The sequence below is a fragment of the Phenylobacterium sp. genome, from assembly GCF_030693805.1.
GTDB lineage: Bacteria > Pseudomonadota > Alphaproteobacteria > Caulobacterales > Caulobacteraceae > Phenylobacterium.
In genome coordinates this window covers 1-13,948 of sequence record NZ_JAUXZW010000007.1, presented here as the reverse complement: position 1 = coordinate 13,948, position 13,948 = coordinate 1, and the positions used below count along the sequence as shown (strand labels likewise).

15 protein-coding genes and 1 tRNA gene are annotated in these 13,948 nt (G+C 67.4%); 11 read left to right on the top strand and 5 right to left on the bottom strand.

Annotated features, from left to right (window positions below):
• Positions 1 to 212: VOC family protein (locus Q8M88_RS00485; RefSeq protein ID WP_305593983.1), on the top strand; the 212-nt coding region annotated here is incomplete at its 5' end.
• Between the two features lie 22 nt (positions 213 to 234).
• Positions 235 to 1,062: an aldo/keto reductase gene (locus Q8M88_RS00480; RefSeq protein WP_305593981.1), complete on the top strand. Its 828-nt coding sequence runs from the start codon at positions 235 to 237 to the stop codon at positions 1,060 to 1,062.
• Between the two features lie 104 nt (positions 1,063 to 1,166).
• Here Q8M88_RS00480 and Q8M88_RS00475 read toward each other — a convergent pair whose 3' ends face one another.
• Positions 1,167 to 1,613 carry a phasin family protein gene (locus Q8M88_RS00475; protein WP_305593980.1) on the bottom strand — a complete coding sequence of 149 codons (447 nt, stop codon included), beginning with the start codon at positions 1,611 to 1,613 and terminating at the stop codon, positions 1,167 to 1,169.
• A 177-nt stretch (positions 1,614 to 1,790) separates the two neighbouring features.
• On the opposite strand from Q8M88_RS00475, the gene Q8M88_RS00470 reads away from it, so the two are divergent.
• A complete protein-coding gene (locus tag Q8M88_RS00470) occupies positions 1,791 to 2,837 on the top strand; it encodes a hypothetical protein (RefSeq protein ID WP_305593978.1) in 1,047 nt (348 codons plus the stop codon).
• Positions 2,838 to 2,895: 58 nt separating this feature from the next.
• Here the strand turns inward: Q8M88_RS00470 and Q8M88_RS00465 are convergent, their stop codons facing one another.
• Positions 2,896 to 3,297 (bottom strand): hypothetical protein, encoded by a 402-nt coding sequence (locus Q8M88_RS00465; protein ID WP_305593976.1) that lies wholly within the window; start codon positions 3,295 to 3,297, stop codon positions 2,896 to 2,898.
• Between the two features lie 218 nt (positions 3,298 to 3,515).
• Here Q8M88_RS00465 and Q8M88_RS00460 point away from each other — a divergent pair, with 218 nt between their 5' ends.
• From Q8M88_RS00460 to Q8M88_RS00450, 3 genes are all read left to right on the top strand, one after another.
• Positions 3,516 to 3,983 (top strand): hypothetical protein, encoded by a 468-nt coding sequence (locus tag Q8M88_RS00460; protein WP_305593974.1) that lies wholly within the window; start codon positions 3,516 to 3,518, stop codon positions 3,981 to 3,983.
• Positions 3,984 to 4,049: 66 nt separating this feature from the next.
• Complete coding sequence (locus Q8M88_RS00455; RefSeq protein ID WP_305593973.1) at positions 4,050 to 4,403, top strand: hypothetical protein; 354 nt, start codon at positions 4,050 to 4,052, stop codon at positions 4,401 to 4,403.
• Positions 4,403 to 4,864 (top strand): hypothetical protein, encoded by a 462-nt coding sequence (locus Q8M88_RS00450; RefSeq protein ID WP_305593971.1) that lies wholly within the window; start codon positions 4,403 to 4,405, stop codon positions 4,862 to 4,864. Before Q8M88_RS00455 ends, Q8M88_RS00450 begins: the two co-directional genes overlap by 1 nt.
• A 394-nt stretch (positions 4,865 to 5,258) precedes the next feature.
• Here the strand turns inward: Q8M88_RS00450 and Q8M88_RS00445 are convergent.
• A tRNA-Asn gene (locus tag Q8M88_RS00445) sits at positions 5,259 to 5,334 on the bottom strand.
• Between the two features lie 206 nt (positions 5,335 to 5,540).
• Here Q8M88_RS00445 and glpK point away from each other — a divergent pair.
• Positions 5,541 to 7,043, top strand: a complete 1,503-nt coding sequence (gene glpK / locus Q8M88_RS00440) for a glycerol kinase GlpK (protein WP_305593970.1) — start codon at positions 5,541 to 5,543, stop codon at positions 7,041 to 7,043.
• 40 nt (positions 7,044 to 7,083) lie between these two features.
• Entirely contained in the window at positions 7,084 to 8,490 is a 1,407-nt protein-coding gene (locus tag Q8M88_RS00435) for a Mur ligase family protein (protein ID WP_305593969.1), read from the top strand.
• On the opposite strand, the gene Q8M88_RS00430 is transcribed toward Q8M88_RS00435, so the two are convergent.
• Positions 8,487 to 8,936 carry a GtrA family protein gene (locus tag Q8M88_RS00430; RefSeq protein ID WP_305593967.1) on the bottom strand — a complete coding sequence of 150 codons (450 nt, stop codon included), beginning with the start codon at positions 8,934 to 8,936 and terminating at the stop codon, positions 8,487 to 8,489. The genes Q8M88_RS00435 and Q8M88_RS00430 overlap by 4 nt on opposite strands.
• A 206-nt stretch (positions 8,937 to 9,142) precedes the next feature.
• On the opposite strand from Q8M88_RS00430, the gene Q8M88_RS00425 reads away from it, so the two are divergent.
• On the top strand, positions 9,143 to 10,729 hold the full coding sequence (locus tag Q8M88_RS00425; protein ID WP_305593966.1) for a class I adenylate-forming enzyme family protein: 1,587 nt from the start codon (positions 9,143 to 9,145) through the stop codon (positions 10,727 to 10,729).
• Between the two features lie 9 nt (positions 10,730 to 10,738).
• On the opposite strand, the gene Q8M88_RS00420 is transcribed toward Q8M88_RS00425, so the two are convergent.
• Positions 10,739 to 11,188, bottom strand: a complete 450-nt coding sequence (locus Q8M88_RS00420) for a MarR family winged helix-turn-helix transcriptional regulator (protein WP_305593965.1) — start codon at positions 11,186 to 11,188, stop codon at positions 10,739 to 10,741.
• A 173-nt stretch (positions 11,189 to 11,361) separates the two neighbouring features.
• Here Q8M88_RS00420 and Q8M88_RS00415 point away from each other — a divergent pair, with 173 nt between their 5' ends.
• Positions 11,362 to 12,345 carry a zinc-binding dehydrogenase gene (locus Q8M88_RS00415; protein ID WP_305593963.1) on the top strand — a complete coding sequence of 328 codons (984 nt, stop codon included), beginning with the start codon at positions 11,362 to 11,364 and terminating at the stop codon, positions 12,343 to 12,345.
• A 30-nt stretch (positions 12,346 to 12,375) separates the two neighbouring features.
• Positions 12,376 to 13,794: an NAD(P)/FAD-dependent oxidoreductase gene (locus Q8M88_RS00410; RefSeq protein WP_305593961.1), complete on the top strand. Its 1,419-nt coding sequence runs from the start codon at positions 12,376 to 12,378 to the stop codon at positions 13,792 to 13,794.
• Positions 13,795 to 13,948: the final 154 nt, after the last annotated feature.

Sequence of the window (13,948 nt, the reverse complement as noted above, 5' to 3'; positions counted from 1 at the left end):
ACTTCGGCCACCTGGCCTATGAGGTCGACGACATCTACGCCGCCTGCGCTCGGCTGCAGGCTGGCGGCGTTACGATCTCGCGCCCGCCGCGGGATGGCCGCATGGCGTTCGTCCGCTCGCCGGACGGCGTTTCAATCGAATTGCTCCAGGCCGGCGCGGCGTTGGCGCCAGCCGAGCCCTGGATCTCGGCCCCGAACGTCGGGGTCTGGTGAACACCCAAAACAGGAAGTGATCATGAGCGTACAACCGAGCCTGCGTCTCAATGACGGGCGCGAAATGCCGCAATTGGGCCTCGGGGTCTGGCAAACCCCGGCCGACGAGACGGCGCAGGCTGTGAAGGCCGCCCTCGACGCGGGTTACCGGTCGGTCGACACCGCTGCAATCTACCGCAATGAAAAAGGCGTCGGCGAGGGACTTCGCGCCGCCAGCGTGGCGCGCGACGACGTGGCGGTCACCACCAAGCTGTGGAACGAACAACAGGGGTTCGACAGCGCGCTCAAGGCGTTCGACGACAGTCTGGGGCGGCTGGGCCTCGATTATGTCGACCTCTACCTAATCCACTGGCCGTGCCCGTCGCGCGAGCTGTATGTCGATAGCTGGCGAGCACTGATTCGCCTGAAGCAGGAGGGCCGCGCCCGCTCCATCGGTGTGTCGAACTTCAGGGCCGAGCACCTGCAGCGGATCATCGACGAGACCGGGGTGACGCCGGCGGTCAACCAGATCGAGCTGCATCCGCGCTGGCAGCAGCAGGCGATGCGCGACGTGGATGCCGGCCTGGGGATCATCACCGAGAGCTGGAGCCCGCTGGGTCAGGGCGTATTGCTGGCCGATCCGGCCCTGATCGCCATCGCCGCCAAGCACGGACGCACGCCTGCCCAGGTGGTGATCCGCTGGCACCTGGATCTGGGCCTGATGGTGATCCCGAAAAGCGTCACGCCGTCGCGCATCGTCGAGAACTTCCAGGTGTTCGACTTCAAGCTCGACGCCCAGGATATCGCCGCGATCAGCGCCCTGGACGACGCCAATGGCCGCATCGGCCCGGACCCCGCCGCCTTCGGCTGAGCCGGGCGGCTATTGATCCAAACGCTAAGGCGTCCGCGCTGGGTCACACCAGCGCAGCGTCAACTCGGGTTCAATTGCGGTCCGGCGCCAGACGTCGTGGCGGATCAGGATTCGACGCCGCCTTCGGGATGCGCCGGCCGCTCGCCGAGTGGCTTGGTTCCTGAGGGCATGGCGTTCTGTGTCGCCGCCACAGTCGCCTGCACCGACGCGCCCATCGCCGTTGAGATCTCGCGAAGCGCGGTCATGTAGCCTTCAAACCATTTGCGGCTGTAGTCCGCCTGGACCTGGAACGCCTCGACGGGGGTCTTTGCCGAAGCGATCGCGTGGGCCGCGGCGCTCGCATCCTGCGCCACCTGTTGGCAGTAGGACAGCGTCTGCGCGCGCACGGCTTCCGCCCCGCGCTGCGCAGTCTGGACGCTGACGGCCATGGCCTCGAGGCTGTGGCGGGTGGCGACGTTCAACTCCTGCATCGCCGACTGCGATCGTTGCAGCATGTCCTTCATCACGTCCGGCCCGCCGCCGAGCGGGGATTGTCCGAAGGGATTGGTCATCTGGTCCTCATTTGCTGAACATGCCTCCCGATGGAAGCGGGACCGGTCAGGCGCGGTTCCGTGGCCAGGATAATTAGCCGGGCAGGTGACGACTGATGCAGACGCCGCGGTCCACTGGTTGGTCGACACGCGCGCGGCGGAAACGGATGATCGGTCGCCGAGTCGGGGTCGAATCGCATGCTGAATTGGATCTACGAGGTGGCCGGCCACGCCTGGGGACCGCTTCGCCTCTTCGACTCGTTCTTCTTTCTTGCGGCGACGGGCTTCGCGGTTTCGGCGCTCGCCACCTGGGTGGCGCTGCCGAAGCTCTGGGCCCGTTTGCCCACGGACCGGGGACGCGCCTTTGCGGTCGACGCCGACAAGAGCCTCGGCAAGCCGATAAGCGCCGGCCTGATCTTCGTGACCATCTTCTGCATCGCTGCTGCGCTGTTCGTTCCGCTGGCGGCGCGACCGTTGCTGACGCTGCCCTTCATCCTCGCGGCCATGGTCGTGGGTTACCTGGACGATCGCCGTGGCGGGTTCACGGAGTATCAGTTGGCGGTCATGGATCTGGTCATCGCACTTGGCGCGGCGATGGTGATCTACGGCCTGAAGCCGACCGCAATCTGGCTGCCGGGTTGGAGGGACGCGGTCGTGCTCGCACCCTGGCTCGCCACGCTTATCGCGACCGGCGTGATCTGGCTGGCGATCAACGCCACCAACTGCTCCGACGGCGTCGACGGCGTGTCCGGCAGTCTCAGCGCCACCGCGATGATGCTTCTGGGAGGCTTGCTCTACGCCGTACTCGGCAATGAGCAGGTCGCCCGTCACCTGCACATCCCGTTCGTCCGCGAAGGCGCCAACTGGGCGATCATGGCCTTCCTGATGGTCGGCTGCCTCGCGGGCTACCTCTGGTACAACGCGCCGCCTAGCCAGGTGTTGATGGGCGACGCAGGCTCCCGGCCGATCGGGTTGATGATCGGCATGCTGGTGGTCGCCACAAACAATCCGCTGTTCCTGGCGCTGGTGGCCTCCATGCTTTTGCTGAACGGCGCCACGGGCCTGGTGAAGGTCGCGTTGATGCGCTTTCTCGGTCTGAAGGTGCTGGGCGGCGTCAGGTTCCCGCTCCACGACCATTGCCGCAAGGAACTGGGCTGGTCGAACAGCCAGGTGCTCGTGCGCTTCATGCTCGTGCACCTGGGCGTGTCGGCGCTGCTGGTGATCCTGGCGCTGAAGCTGCGCTGACGCCTCGCGCCAGGTCGTCGACCGCGCGGGCTTGGTGGCGCGTCCACGTGGTCAAATTCTAGGGATTGAGCGCGGGATCTTCGGGCTGGAGGTCAGCAGGTTGGAGGGGTTCGGCGGATGTGGCGTCGATACTCGCTTCAGCGCTGTCAATCATTTCGGCATCGGAAGCCGCACCGCGTGCTTCGGCGGCAGCGACCTCGTCGTCCTTCCTCCCTTCGGCATCCTTCTTTTTGCCGGGAAGAATTGCACTGACGACCCTGCCTGCCGCCTTGCCGATCGCACCGCCGACCACGCCGCCTACAGCGCCGCCGACCGGGCCAGCCGCGGTGGAACCCGCGATGCTGCCAGCCGCTCCACCGGCTGCGGCGACGCCTTGCGTCACCAGACCATCCTCTTCCTGCGCCGCGGCATCGGTCGTCACTAGCGTGCCAGCGATCAGGAGCGCAATCAGGCGTGACATTGCGTGGTTCCTTTCGGGGTGGGGGATGTGGGAGAGAGTGCTGAGCCGTGATGATAAAAGAAAGACCCGCCTACGGTAGAGTGCCGACAACATGAACCGAAAATGAATAGGATATTCAGGGAGATTTTTCTGCGCGATGTCGGAACAACCAGACGGATATAGTGTTGATGCGGCGGGCTGAACCTTCCTCAATAGCGCACATGTTCCGGAGTTGAACCATGATCAATAAGTCCACGATCCCCGCCCTGGTCGCAGCTATCGCCTTGGGCGGAGCAGGCGCTGCATTCGCAGGCGACGCGCCCAGCACCATGAACAAGGCCGGCTCCTATGGCGCCGGCGTGGCTGCGACGACGCCGCACGGCGCGACAGCCGCCGGTGTGGGTGGAAGCGAAGCTATGAACACCACGCGTGGAAAGAACCGTGGCGGCAAACATCACGATCGCCGCGCAGGACGCGCGGCCGAGCGCGGTGAGACCGCCAACTCGGCGACCACCTATGGCAGCGGTGCAGTGACGACGACTCGCGACAGCGCCAACGCCGCGGTTACGAGCGGCGGTTCGGCCTCGGGTTCCGGCGTCCAGTCCACTGGCTCGACAGTGGACGCATATGGCGAGACGACCCGCGATGGCTCCAACGCCGACATCTACGGCAACTCGACCGCCACGTCTGGCGCCAGAGCCCGCTAGCGCATCATTGGCGGGGCGAGCGACCTTCGGGCCGATCGTCCCGCCGCCTTGCCGTGCGAGAGTTAAATGAACAGCTTGGCCGTCGTCATCGCCGTGCTCGCCACAGGTCCTCTGATGAACGATCTCACCGAACGTGACGACCAATGCCTGGTGATCCGCTACGCAGCGGATGGCCAGCGCATGGAGCGCGCGCCCACGCGTCCTTACGAGGGGCCGCCTTCTGCCGCGGTCAGCGCAAATTCAGTGCATCGTGGTTCAGGCGGTTCCTCGTCCTCGTCCAGCGTATCCGCGTCGTCGAGTTCTGCAGGCGGCCAAGTCGTCCTGAGCACCACCGCTGACGGGCGCTCCGTCACCAGGACCTATCACCAGAAGGGCTGCACCGTCGTCGTGGACGAGCGTCCGGCCCGAGGAGGAAGATAATGCACCGCCAATCACGCGCTCGCCTGCTTGCCGCGGCTATCGCAGTCAGCGCCATCGCTTCGTCGCCCGCCACGGGATTTGCTCAAAGTGTAACGGGGGGTAGTTCTGGCGGCGTAAGCGGCCAGGGTGTTTCTGCCTCGACCTATGGCTCGGGCCAACAGACCAACACGCCGGAGGGCTCCTCGATCGGGGTCGCAGGCGGCGGCGACGCCGTGGCTGTGGACGGCTCCGCCAGCACTCGCTCCGACGCCAAGCTCAACGAACGTCGCGCGATGCAGCGCTCGGTAGCCACCGCCCAGGATGATGATGAACGCGCCCGATCGCGCACCCGTACTGTGGTTCGAGAAGGCGAAGTGCGCTCGCGCACCGTGTCTCGCTACAAGCAACAGGGCGAGAAGCCGGTGCGCGAAATGACCTATTCGGTGACCACGCCGGAAGGCTCCACGACGCGCACGAAGTAACCGGCGGAGGTGCGGTCAGTCTAAAGGCGACTCGTGCCCACTCTACGGAGTGCGGCCAAGGAGCCCGCGCCTCAAGCTATTAGGGACCGCCACTCAGCCAGGGCGGCTGAGTGGCTGGCTCTGTACGTCTCTCGGCTTGTTAGATGGCGCTGCTGACTGATGTGGCTGTAGCACTGCCGTGGCCTGCATCGTTGCCGGCATTGTTCGCAGCGAGAGTTTTCACTGCGGCCCCTTAATCGCCGGCGGAACGACCACAGCGGGTTGGGCGATCGGCGGCCATCACGCTTTGGGGATGATCACTGTTCGGGATGGGCGTGCCGCAAACTCGCCAAGTGGGAAGAGAGTGGGCTGCTACGCGCCAAAGGCTGATTTATTCAACCTTTTCAAGCGCTGCTGGCTCCTCGGGCAGGACTCGAACCTGCGACAAGTCGGTTAACAGCCGACTGCTCTACCAACTGAGCTACCGAGGAACAGCACCGTAGCGGGCCGGCCGTATACGCTGGCCATTCCATGGAAGCAAGCGCCGGGCCAACCCTATTGTCTCAAAAAAAAGCCCGACGCGTGCGCCGGGCTTAAAAAGTCGGTGATGGTGGGTGTCTTCAAGGAAGACGCTGTGAGACTCGGCTCTCATGGTTAAGGAATTGTAAATCCCGCCAACCGCTTCGCAGTCCTTCCTATGAGCACCGCCTACGTCGCCGCCATCGACCAGGGGACCACCTCGTCGCGCTGCATCGTCTTCGACAAGGCGGGCGCGATCGTCGCCATGGCGCAGAAGGAACACCGCCAGATCTTCCCCAGGCCAGGTTGGGTGGAGCACGATGCGGTGCAGATCTGGGACAATGTGCAGCAGGTGGTGCGCGAGGCGCTGGAGGCGGCGGGCATCGCCGCGGCGGATCTGGCCGCGGTGGGCATCACCAACCAGCGCGAGACTACGGTGATCTGGGAGCGCGATACCGGCAAGCCGATCCACAACGCCATCGTCTGGCAGGACACCCGCACCGACCGCCTGGTCCGTGAGATCGGCGGGGAGGCGGGCCCCGACAGGTTCCGCGACATCTGCGGCCTGCCGCTGGCGACCTACTTCTCGGGCCCGAAGATCCGCTGGCTGCTGGACAATGTGGCTGGCGCTCGGGCGCGCGCCGAGGCTGGCGAGCTGATGTTCGGCACCATGGACACCTGGCTGATCTGGAACCTCACCGGGCGGCACGTCACCGATGTGACCAACGCCAGCCGCACCATGCTGATGAACCTGCGGACGCTGGATTGGGACCAGGCCCTGCTGGACGGCCTGGGCGTGCCGCGCAGCCTGTTGCCCGAGATCCGCGCCTCGTCCGAGGTCTATGGCGAGGCCCGCGACGGCCTGGCCGGGGTGCCGGTGGCGGCCGCCCTGGGCGACCAGCAGGCGGCGCTGTTCGGCCAGACCTGCTTCGCGGCGGGAGAGGGCAAGTGCACTTACGGCACCGGCAACTTCCTGCTGGTCAACACCGGGACCGAGCCGGTGTTCTCCAGCCACGGGCTGCTGACCACCGCGGCCTACCGCATCGGCGACCAGGCGGCGGCCTATGCGCTTGAGGGTTCGGTGGCGGTGACCGGCGCGCTGGTCCAGTGGGTACGCGACAATCTGGGCCTGATCGAGAGTTCCGCCGACATCGAGGCGCTGGCCGCCAGCGTCGAGGACAACGGCGGGTGCTATTTCGTCCCGGCCTTCGCGGGGCTGTTCGCGCCGCACTGGCGCAGCGACGCGAGGGGCGTGATCACCGGCCTGACCGGTTACATCACCAAGGCGCACATCGCCCGCGCGGTGCTGGAAGCGGCGGCCTGGCAGACCCGAGAGGTCGCCGACGCGATGGCTTCGGACACAGGGGCGCCGCTGGCGTCCCTGCGGGTCGACGGCGGCATGACCCGAAACGCCCTGCTGATGCAGATCCAGGCCGATGCCTTGGGCGCGCCGGTAGTGCGCGCCGCGGTCGCCGAGACTACCTGTCTGGGGGCCGCCTATGCTGCGGGCCTGGCGGTCGGCGTCTGGCCGGACCTGGATACCCTGCGCGCCCAGTGGCGGCATGACGCGGAGTGGGCGCCGCAAGCGTCGGCTGAAGTCCGCGAGCGCGGCTATCGCAAATGGCGCAAGGCGGTGGAGCGCTCTCTTGACTGGGTCGACGCCGACGACGCGCAAGGTTAGTCAGCGACAGGATCGTTAGCCCAGTCGAATCGGAGCCGTCGTGCGCATCCATTTCACCGGGGTCGCCGGGGCGGGCATGAGCGCGGCTGCGCTGATGATGCGCGACGCCGGCCATCAGGTTTCCGGGTCGGACGAGGACGTCTTCCCGCCGATGTCCACCTATGTCGCCGGCTTGGGTTTTCCGTTCCACACACAGTTTTCCGCCGCCAACCTGCCCGACGGCCTCGATCTGTTGGTCCTGGGCACCAGCGCCAAGCTGGGCGGCGACGGTAACGCCGAGGTGGCGGAGGCGCGGCGGCGCGGCGTGCGCGTCACCACCTTCGCCGAGTTGATCGGGGAGACCATCCGGCCGCGGGAGACGATTGTAGTCGCCGGTTCTTTCGGCAAATCCACGTGCACCGGATTGATGGCGCATGCGCTGCGCGCCTCGGGGCGCGATCCGGGCTGGATGCTGGGCGCCATCGCGCCCGCCCTGCCGGCCACGGGCCACTGGGGGACCTCGCCGGAAGTGGTGCTGGAGGGCGACGAATATGTGGTCGGCAACGGCGATACGCGTTCGAAGTTCGCGCTCTACCACCCCGACCACCTGCTGCTGACCTCGCTGGTCCACGACCACGTCAACGTCTTCCCGACCTTCGAGAGCTACGAGGCGCCGTTCCGCGCACTGTTGCGCGATGTGCCGGCAGGCGGGTTGGTGATGCTGCGTGACCATCCGGCGATCCGCGCCGTAGCCGGTGAGACCAAGGGGCGCGTGGTCTGGTACGACACCGAGCCCTGCGACGGCTGGAGCGCTCGGGACGTCAGCTTTGGCGAGGTCAGCCGTTTCACCCTGGTCGGCCCTGGGGACCGACGCGTGCCGATCGCCACCAGCCTGCTGGGCGCCCACAACATCGAGAACATCGTCGGCGTCTCGGCCTTCCTGCTGGAACTCGGCTTGGTGGACGAAGGCGCGTTGGCCGATGCCATGGCGGGCTTCACCGGCATACGGCGGCGGCTGGATCGCCTGACCACGGCGTCCGCGGTGCCGCTCGTCGAGGGTTTCGGTTCTTCCTATGAGAAGGCGCGCTCGGCGATCGAGGCGCTGCGGCTGCACTATCCCGACCGACCGCTGGTGGTGGTGTTCGAACCCCACACCTTCAGCTGGCGCAGCCGCGACGCGCTGAGCTGGTACGACACGGTGTTCGAGGGCGCGTCGCGCGTTCTGCTGGCCCCGCCGCCGGCGCACGGCGCGGAAAGCCATAACCAGTCTAGTTTCGAGGAGATCCTGGCCCGCATCGCCGCCACGGGCGTCGCCGTGGAAGGGGTCCCGACGGCCGAGCGGGCGATCGACGCCTTGTCGGGGCTTGCGGGCGACGAGGCGGTGCTGCTGCTCTCGTCAGGACCACTGCTGGGCCTGCCCGATAGCCTGCCGCCAGTGTTCGAGCGCTGCTACGCAGGCGCAGCCTAGGCCCGTGGGCCGACCGGTCGGAAGGTGAAGAACCGCTGGCCGGTGTAGGAGAAGGCCGCCGCCGTCACCGCGCCGCTAAGCGCCGCCAACGCATGCGGCAGGTTGGGCGCGAGATCGATGATCCTCAGGAAGATCAATAGGTTCAAACCCTGAGCTGCAACGGCGACGCCGGCGTATCGGGTCAGTTCATGCAGCGGGATCCGGCGACTGGGCGCGAAGGTCACGCGCCGGTTCAGCGTCCAGGTCATCAGGGTGGCGTAGGCCAGCGAGCCCACACGCGCGACGGCCGGCGCCGCGCCCAGCCGTTCCAGCGACCACAACACCACCAGATCGGTCGCCAGACCCGCGCAGCCTACGGCGACGAACGCCGGGAGGCCCTTGGGGATCATGGCTGCGACGCGCCACAGCACGCCGCCGGCGGGCAGATGATCAAACGTTGCGCTCATGGCGTTCGTTTTCGGCCCGAGGCCTTAACAGGCGGTGTGAATCTCCCCGCCCGCCTAGCGTTGACGCGGAGAGCGCGGGCGTTGAAGCTCGGTAGGCGCGTTTGGGACGATCTTGGCCACCCTGCCATCTCCCCGCGCACCCGCGTCGCCATGCAGAGCGATAACAGGACGCCGGGGGAGCAGACTTGGTCGGGAGGATGTCGGCGATGAGCATTCAGGATGCGCCCGTGTCGCTCCGTGCGGCGGCGATGCACGGCGGCGATCCGCGCGCCCTGCTGGACAGCATGCCGCCCCGATACAGCCAGCTCGTTAAGCGTTGGGCCGACCTGACGCCTGAACGACCGGCGCTGATCTGTGACGGCGTCACCCACACCTACGGTGAGCTGTGGACAGCGACCCTGGCGGCGATTGACCTGTTGCGGGCGAACGGCGTCGGCGGCGGAGACCGCGTGCTGTTCCTGGCCGAGAACGGGCTGCAGGTGACGCCGCTGTTGTTGGCCGCCAGCGAGCTCGACGTCTGGGCCGCGCCCCTGAACGCGCGCATGTCGCAACGCGAGGTGAGCGTGATCCGCGACTTCGCCGACTGCCGCACCGCCGTCTACTGCGTCGGCGACTCGGCCGCGGCTGTCGAGCACGCCGCGCTGGCCGGCGCCGAGACCATCGAACATCCGTTGCTGGGCCGTCTCGCCATCGGGCCGCAAAGGCCCGACGCCCAGCCCGAGCCGGTGCAGCCCGACAAGGCCCTGCAGACCGCGGTGCTGGTGTTCACATCGGGCACCACTGGAGAGCCGAAAGGGGTCATGCTCAGCCACCAGGCGCTGATGTACATGGGCGCCAACATGGTCGCGCTGCGCGGCGTCCGGCCCGACGACTGCTTCTACAATTCATCGCCGGTCAGCCACGCCATCGGTTTGGGCACGGTGCTGATGACGGCGTTCTGGGCGGGCGCCAGCGCCGAGCTCGTCGCCCGCTTCACGCCGGCGCATCTGGCCATGGCGCTGGTCGAGGATCGGATCAGTTCGGTGACGGCGGTGCCGACGCTGTTCCTGCGTCTGCTGGAACACGCCGAGGCCACGGGTGCGGCGATCACCTCGAAGCGGCTGCGCTCGATCGCCACCGCCGGCGCGCCTCTGGACCTGACATTGAAGGCGCGCATCGAGGCGGCGCTGGGCGTCGGCATGTCGCAGTCGTACGGGCTCACCGAATGCAACCCGATCGCCCGCTCGCCCGGTCCCGTTGACGACAACGAGGTCGGCGCCATTCAGCCAGGCGTCGAGATCCGGCTGGTCCGGGAGGACGGCAAGGACGCGGCCGCCGACGAGATCGGCGAGATCTGGGTCAAGGGGCCGACGCGGATGCTGGGCTACTTCCGCAACCCGACGGCGACGCAGGCGGTGATGCGCGACGGCGGCTGGTTGAACACCGGCGACCTCGCGCTGATGGACGACCACGGCAAGCTCAGGATCATCGGACGCTCCAAGGAACTGATCATCCGCAGCGGCTTCAACGTCTATCCGGTTGAGGTCGAAGGCGTGCTGGGGCTCTGCCCGGGAGTGGCCGCGGCTGCCGTGGTCGGCCGCTCGGTCGAGGGAAACGAGGAAGTGGTTGCCTTCGTGCAGGCCCTACCGGGGCATGCGCTGGAGGTGAGCGACCTGACGGCTTGGTCGGAGGCGAGGCTGGCTCCCTACAAGCGCCCGGCGGAGATCATCATCGTGCCGGACATGCCGATCGGCCCCACGGGCAAGATCATGAAGATCCGTCTGAAGGAGCGCCTGGCGGGTGCGACGGCTTGACCTCTGCTCTCAGGTCCAGCGGACCGAGGCCTCGGAGACGCGGCTCAGCAGATGGCCGAACTGGCGTTGCTCCTCATCGCTGAGCACGCCTAGCATGCGTGTGTCGGCGGCGGCGAAATCGGCGCGGATGTCGGTGAACAGCTGGGCGCCAGCTTCGGTCAGTCGCAGGTGCGAGGCTCGGCTGTCGTCGGGATGCGCCGAGCGGCTGAGCAGCCCGCGCGCCTCCAGCGCGGTAACCGCGCGACTGATGCTGTTCTTCGGTCGGCCAGTGTAGCGCACGATCTGCTGGGCGGTGACCGCAGTGGTGATCGACAGGCAGGTGACGACCGCGGACTCGTCGCGCAGCAGGGCGTGGCGGCGTTCGATCTCGGCATACAGAGGCTGCATGTAACGGCTAGCCAGCACGATCAGCCGCATGCCCAACCACTGGGTCGAGCGCGGGTCGAACTTCAGCGCCACGGGTTCGTGGGGCGCCGGACGATCCGAATCCGCTCGGGGTATTGCACTACGCGTCGCCACAGAATCTCCTGAAGTCCCCAATCGGGTCGCTTGACATATAGTCCCAAATGGGACGAACATCCGGCCGTCGAAAGCAATGCCGCAACATCGATCACAGCCCAGAAGGCTAGACCATGAAAGCTTATTTCCTCGTTCCCGGACCGGACGGCGGCGTTTTCGAGCAGCGTGAGGCCGACAAGCCGACGCTGCGCAGCGCACACGCACTGATCAAGGTCCATGCCGCCGGCACCAACCGCGGCGAAGTCCTCGCGCTGCCGGGCTATCGGTCCAGTAATCCGGATTTGAAGCCCGTTCCGTCGGGCATCGAATTCGCCGGCGAGATCGTCGAGGCCGGACCCGACGCCACCGGCTGGCGGGTGGGCGAGCGAGTGATGGGCCGCGCCGCCGCCACCTACGCCGAGTATGTGGCCGTCAGCTCGGCCCAGCTTATGCGGATGCCCGATTCCCTGTCATGGGCGCAGGGCGCCGCGATCCCGAACGTCTTCGTCACCGCCTATGACGCCCTGGCTACCGTCGGCAAGGTGCAGGCCGGCGAGACGGTCCTGATCACCGCGGCGGCCTCGGGGATCGGCACCGCCGCCATCAAACTCGCAAAGTTCCTGGGCGCGGCGCGGATCATCGCCACCACCCGCTCGTCGGCCAAGGCCGCGGCGCTGAAGGCGGTCGGCGCGGACGAGGTGTTCGACACCAGTCAGGCCGACTGGGTCGACCAGCTTCAGAAGCTCACTGAGGGCAAGGGCGCCGACGTGATCATCGACAGCGTCGGCGGGCCCATGCTGGCCGACAACATGAAGGCGCTGGCCATCCAGGGACGCCTGATCAACGTCGGGCGCAACGGCGGCAAGCTGGGCGCCTGCGACATGGACGTGCTGGCGTTCAAGCGGGCCAGCCTGATCGGCGTCACCTTCCGCACGCGCTCGCCGCAGGAGACGTTCCAGTGCCTGGAGCGCTTCGCCACAGCCTGTCTGGACGCCTTCGGGACGGGTGAGCTGCAGCCGGTGCTCGACCGCACGTTCCCGTTCGACAACCTCGCCGATGCTCACGCCTACATGATGAGCGACAGCCAGGTCGGCAAGATCGTCGTCACCATGGATTGACCGCCGCGCGCGGTCACGGAGGAAGCGTTCTTGCCAGCTCAACATGCCCTGGTCATCGGCGGAGGGATCGCCGGGATGTGCGCCGCGCGCGCGCTCACCGACACCTACGCCCGCGTCACCCTGGTGGAGCGCGACCAGTATCCGAATGGCGTCGGCGATCGTCGCGGCGTGCCGCAGAGCCGGATGTTCCACACCCTGATCGAGCGCGGCCGCCGCGAGGTGGAGAGCCTGTTCCCGGGCTTCCACGCGCGGCTGGACCAAGCCCGCATGCCGCGCATGAGCTACGGCTTCAACGTTGCGCTGATGTCGCCGCGCGGCTGGAGCCCGCCGTCGCGCTCGCCGGTGGTGCGTGGGCTGTTCGTCACCCGCACCCTGCTGGAGACCACGATCCGCGACCACTTACGCGAAACGGCGAATGTCACGATCATCGAGGCCGCGGCGGCGACGCGGCTGCTCGCCGAGACGCAGGAGGGGCGGAAGGTCTGTCGGGGCGCTGAGATCCGCCGCCGCGACACCGGGGAGGTCTTCACCATCGAGGCGGATCTCGTGGTCGACGCCTCGGGCGCGTCCAGTAAATCCGCCGACTGGTTCGCCGATCTGGGGCTCGCTGCGCCGGAGGAAGAGACCCTGGACCCGCTGCTGACCTATGGCGGTCAATGGATGAAGCTGCGCGAAGGCGCACGCTGGCCGACCGGCTGGTGGTGGACGCACGGGGTGTTCATCCAGCGCGTGCCGCCGCACGACCTGAACGGCGCGCACCTGATGCGCCAGGAAGGCGATCTCTGGCTGCTGACGCTGGTCGCCGGCGCCGGCCAGGAGCCGCCGATGGACCCCGACGGCGTGGCCAAGTTCCTCGCCGGCCTCCGCTCGCCGCTGATCAGCGAGATGCTGCCGCTGTTCGAGCCGGTGTCGAAGATGACCGGGTATCGCCTGTCGAAAAACCGTTGGCGACACTACGAGCGCTGGGCCGACAGCCTGGACGGCTTCATCGCCATGGGCGACGCGACCTGCGTGTTCAATCCGAACCAGGGGCAGGGCATGTCGGTGGCGGCGTCGGAGGCGGGTATCCTGCGCCGCTGTTTGGCCCAGACGACCTCACCGCGCGAACTTCCGGCGCTGTTCTTCGCCAAGCAGGCCAAGTTCAAGGCCAATCCCTGGCGCCTGGCGATTAGCAACGACCTGCGTTTCGCCTCCGTGGAGGGCGAGCGCACCGCCGCGGTGGGCGTATTCAACTGGTGGCGGGTCCAGCTCGGCCTGTCGCCCGACCGCGCCGTTCAGCAGCGGCTGGCCGAGGTCGACCTGCTGCTTCGCCCGGTGAAGGACCTGTTCGACCTGCGCATCGCCGCACGGATGGTCTACTCGCGGACCGTGGCCGCGCTGCGCCCGCCGTCCGAACGCGCGCCGAGCTTCGGATCGCATCCGCCCAGCCTGCCGACGATCTTCACCTAGGCGTCGAGAAGAGGGACGCGTCGCGGTCGCCGGACGTATCCGGCGACCGCTTGCGTATCAGTTGTAGGCGCCGCGCTCCTGGCGGCTGAATCGGATGCTGGAGCTCAGGGCGTCGAGGCGCCCGTCGATCCGCATGGCGTCGCGGGCGTTGAGC

Coding starts and splice junctions, on each gene's coding strand:
- Q8M88_RS00475 (WP_305593980.1), bottom strand. CDS start 1,613: ATGACCAATCCCTTCGGACAATCCCCGCTCGGCGGCGGGCCGGACGTG.
- Q8M88_RS00465 (WP_305593976.1), bottom strand. CDS start 3,297: ATGTCACGCCTGATTGCGCTCCTGATCGCTGGCACGCTAGTGACGACC.
- Q8M88_RS00460 (WP_305593974.1), top strand. CDS start 3,516: ATGATCAATAAGTCCACGATCCCCGCCCTGGTCGCAGCTATCGCCTTG.
- Q8M88_RS00455 (WP_305593973.1), top strand. CDS start 4,050: ATGAACAGCTTGGCCGTCGTCATCGCCGTGCTCGCCACAGGTCCTCTG.
- Q8M88_RS00430 (WP_305593967.1), bottom strand. CDS start 8,936: ATGAGCGCAACGTTTGATCATCTGCCCGCCGGCGGCGTGCTGTGGCGC.
- Q8M88_RS00425 (WP_305593966.1), top strand. CDS start 9,143: ATGAGCATTCAGGATGCGCCCGTGTCGCTCCGTGCGGCGGCGATGCAC.
- Q8M88_RS00470 (WP_305593978.1), top strand. CDS start 1,791: ATGCTGAATTGGATCTACGAGGTGGCCGGCCACGCCTGGGGACCGCTT.
- Q8M88_RS00480 (WP_305593981.1), top strand. CDS start 235: ATGAGCGTACAACCGAGCCTGCGTCTCAATGACGGGCGCGAAATGCCG.
- Q8M88_RS00415 (WP_305593963.1), top strand. CDS start 11,362: ATGAAAGCTTATTTCCTCGTTCCCGGACCGGACGGCGGCGTTTTCGAG.
- glpK (WP_305593970.1), top strand. CDS start 5,541: ATGAGCACCGCCTACGTCGCCGCCATCGACCAGGGGACCACCTCGTCG.
- Q8M88_RS00450 (WP_305593971.1), top strand. CDS start 4,403: ATGCACCGCCAATCACGCGCTCGCCTGCTTGCCGCGGCTATCGCAGTC.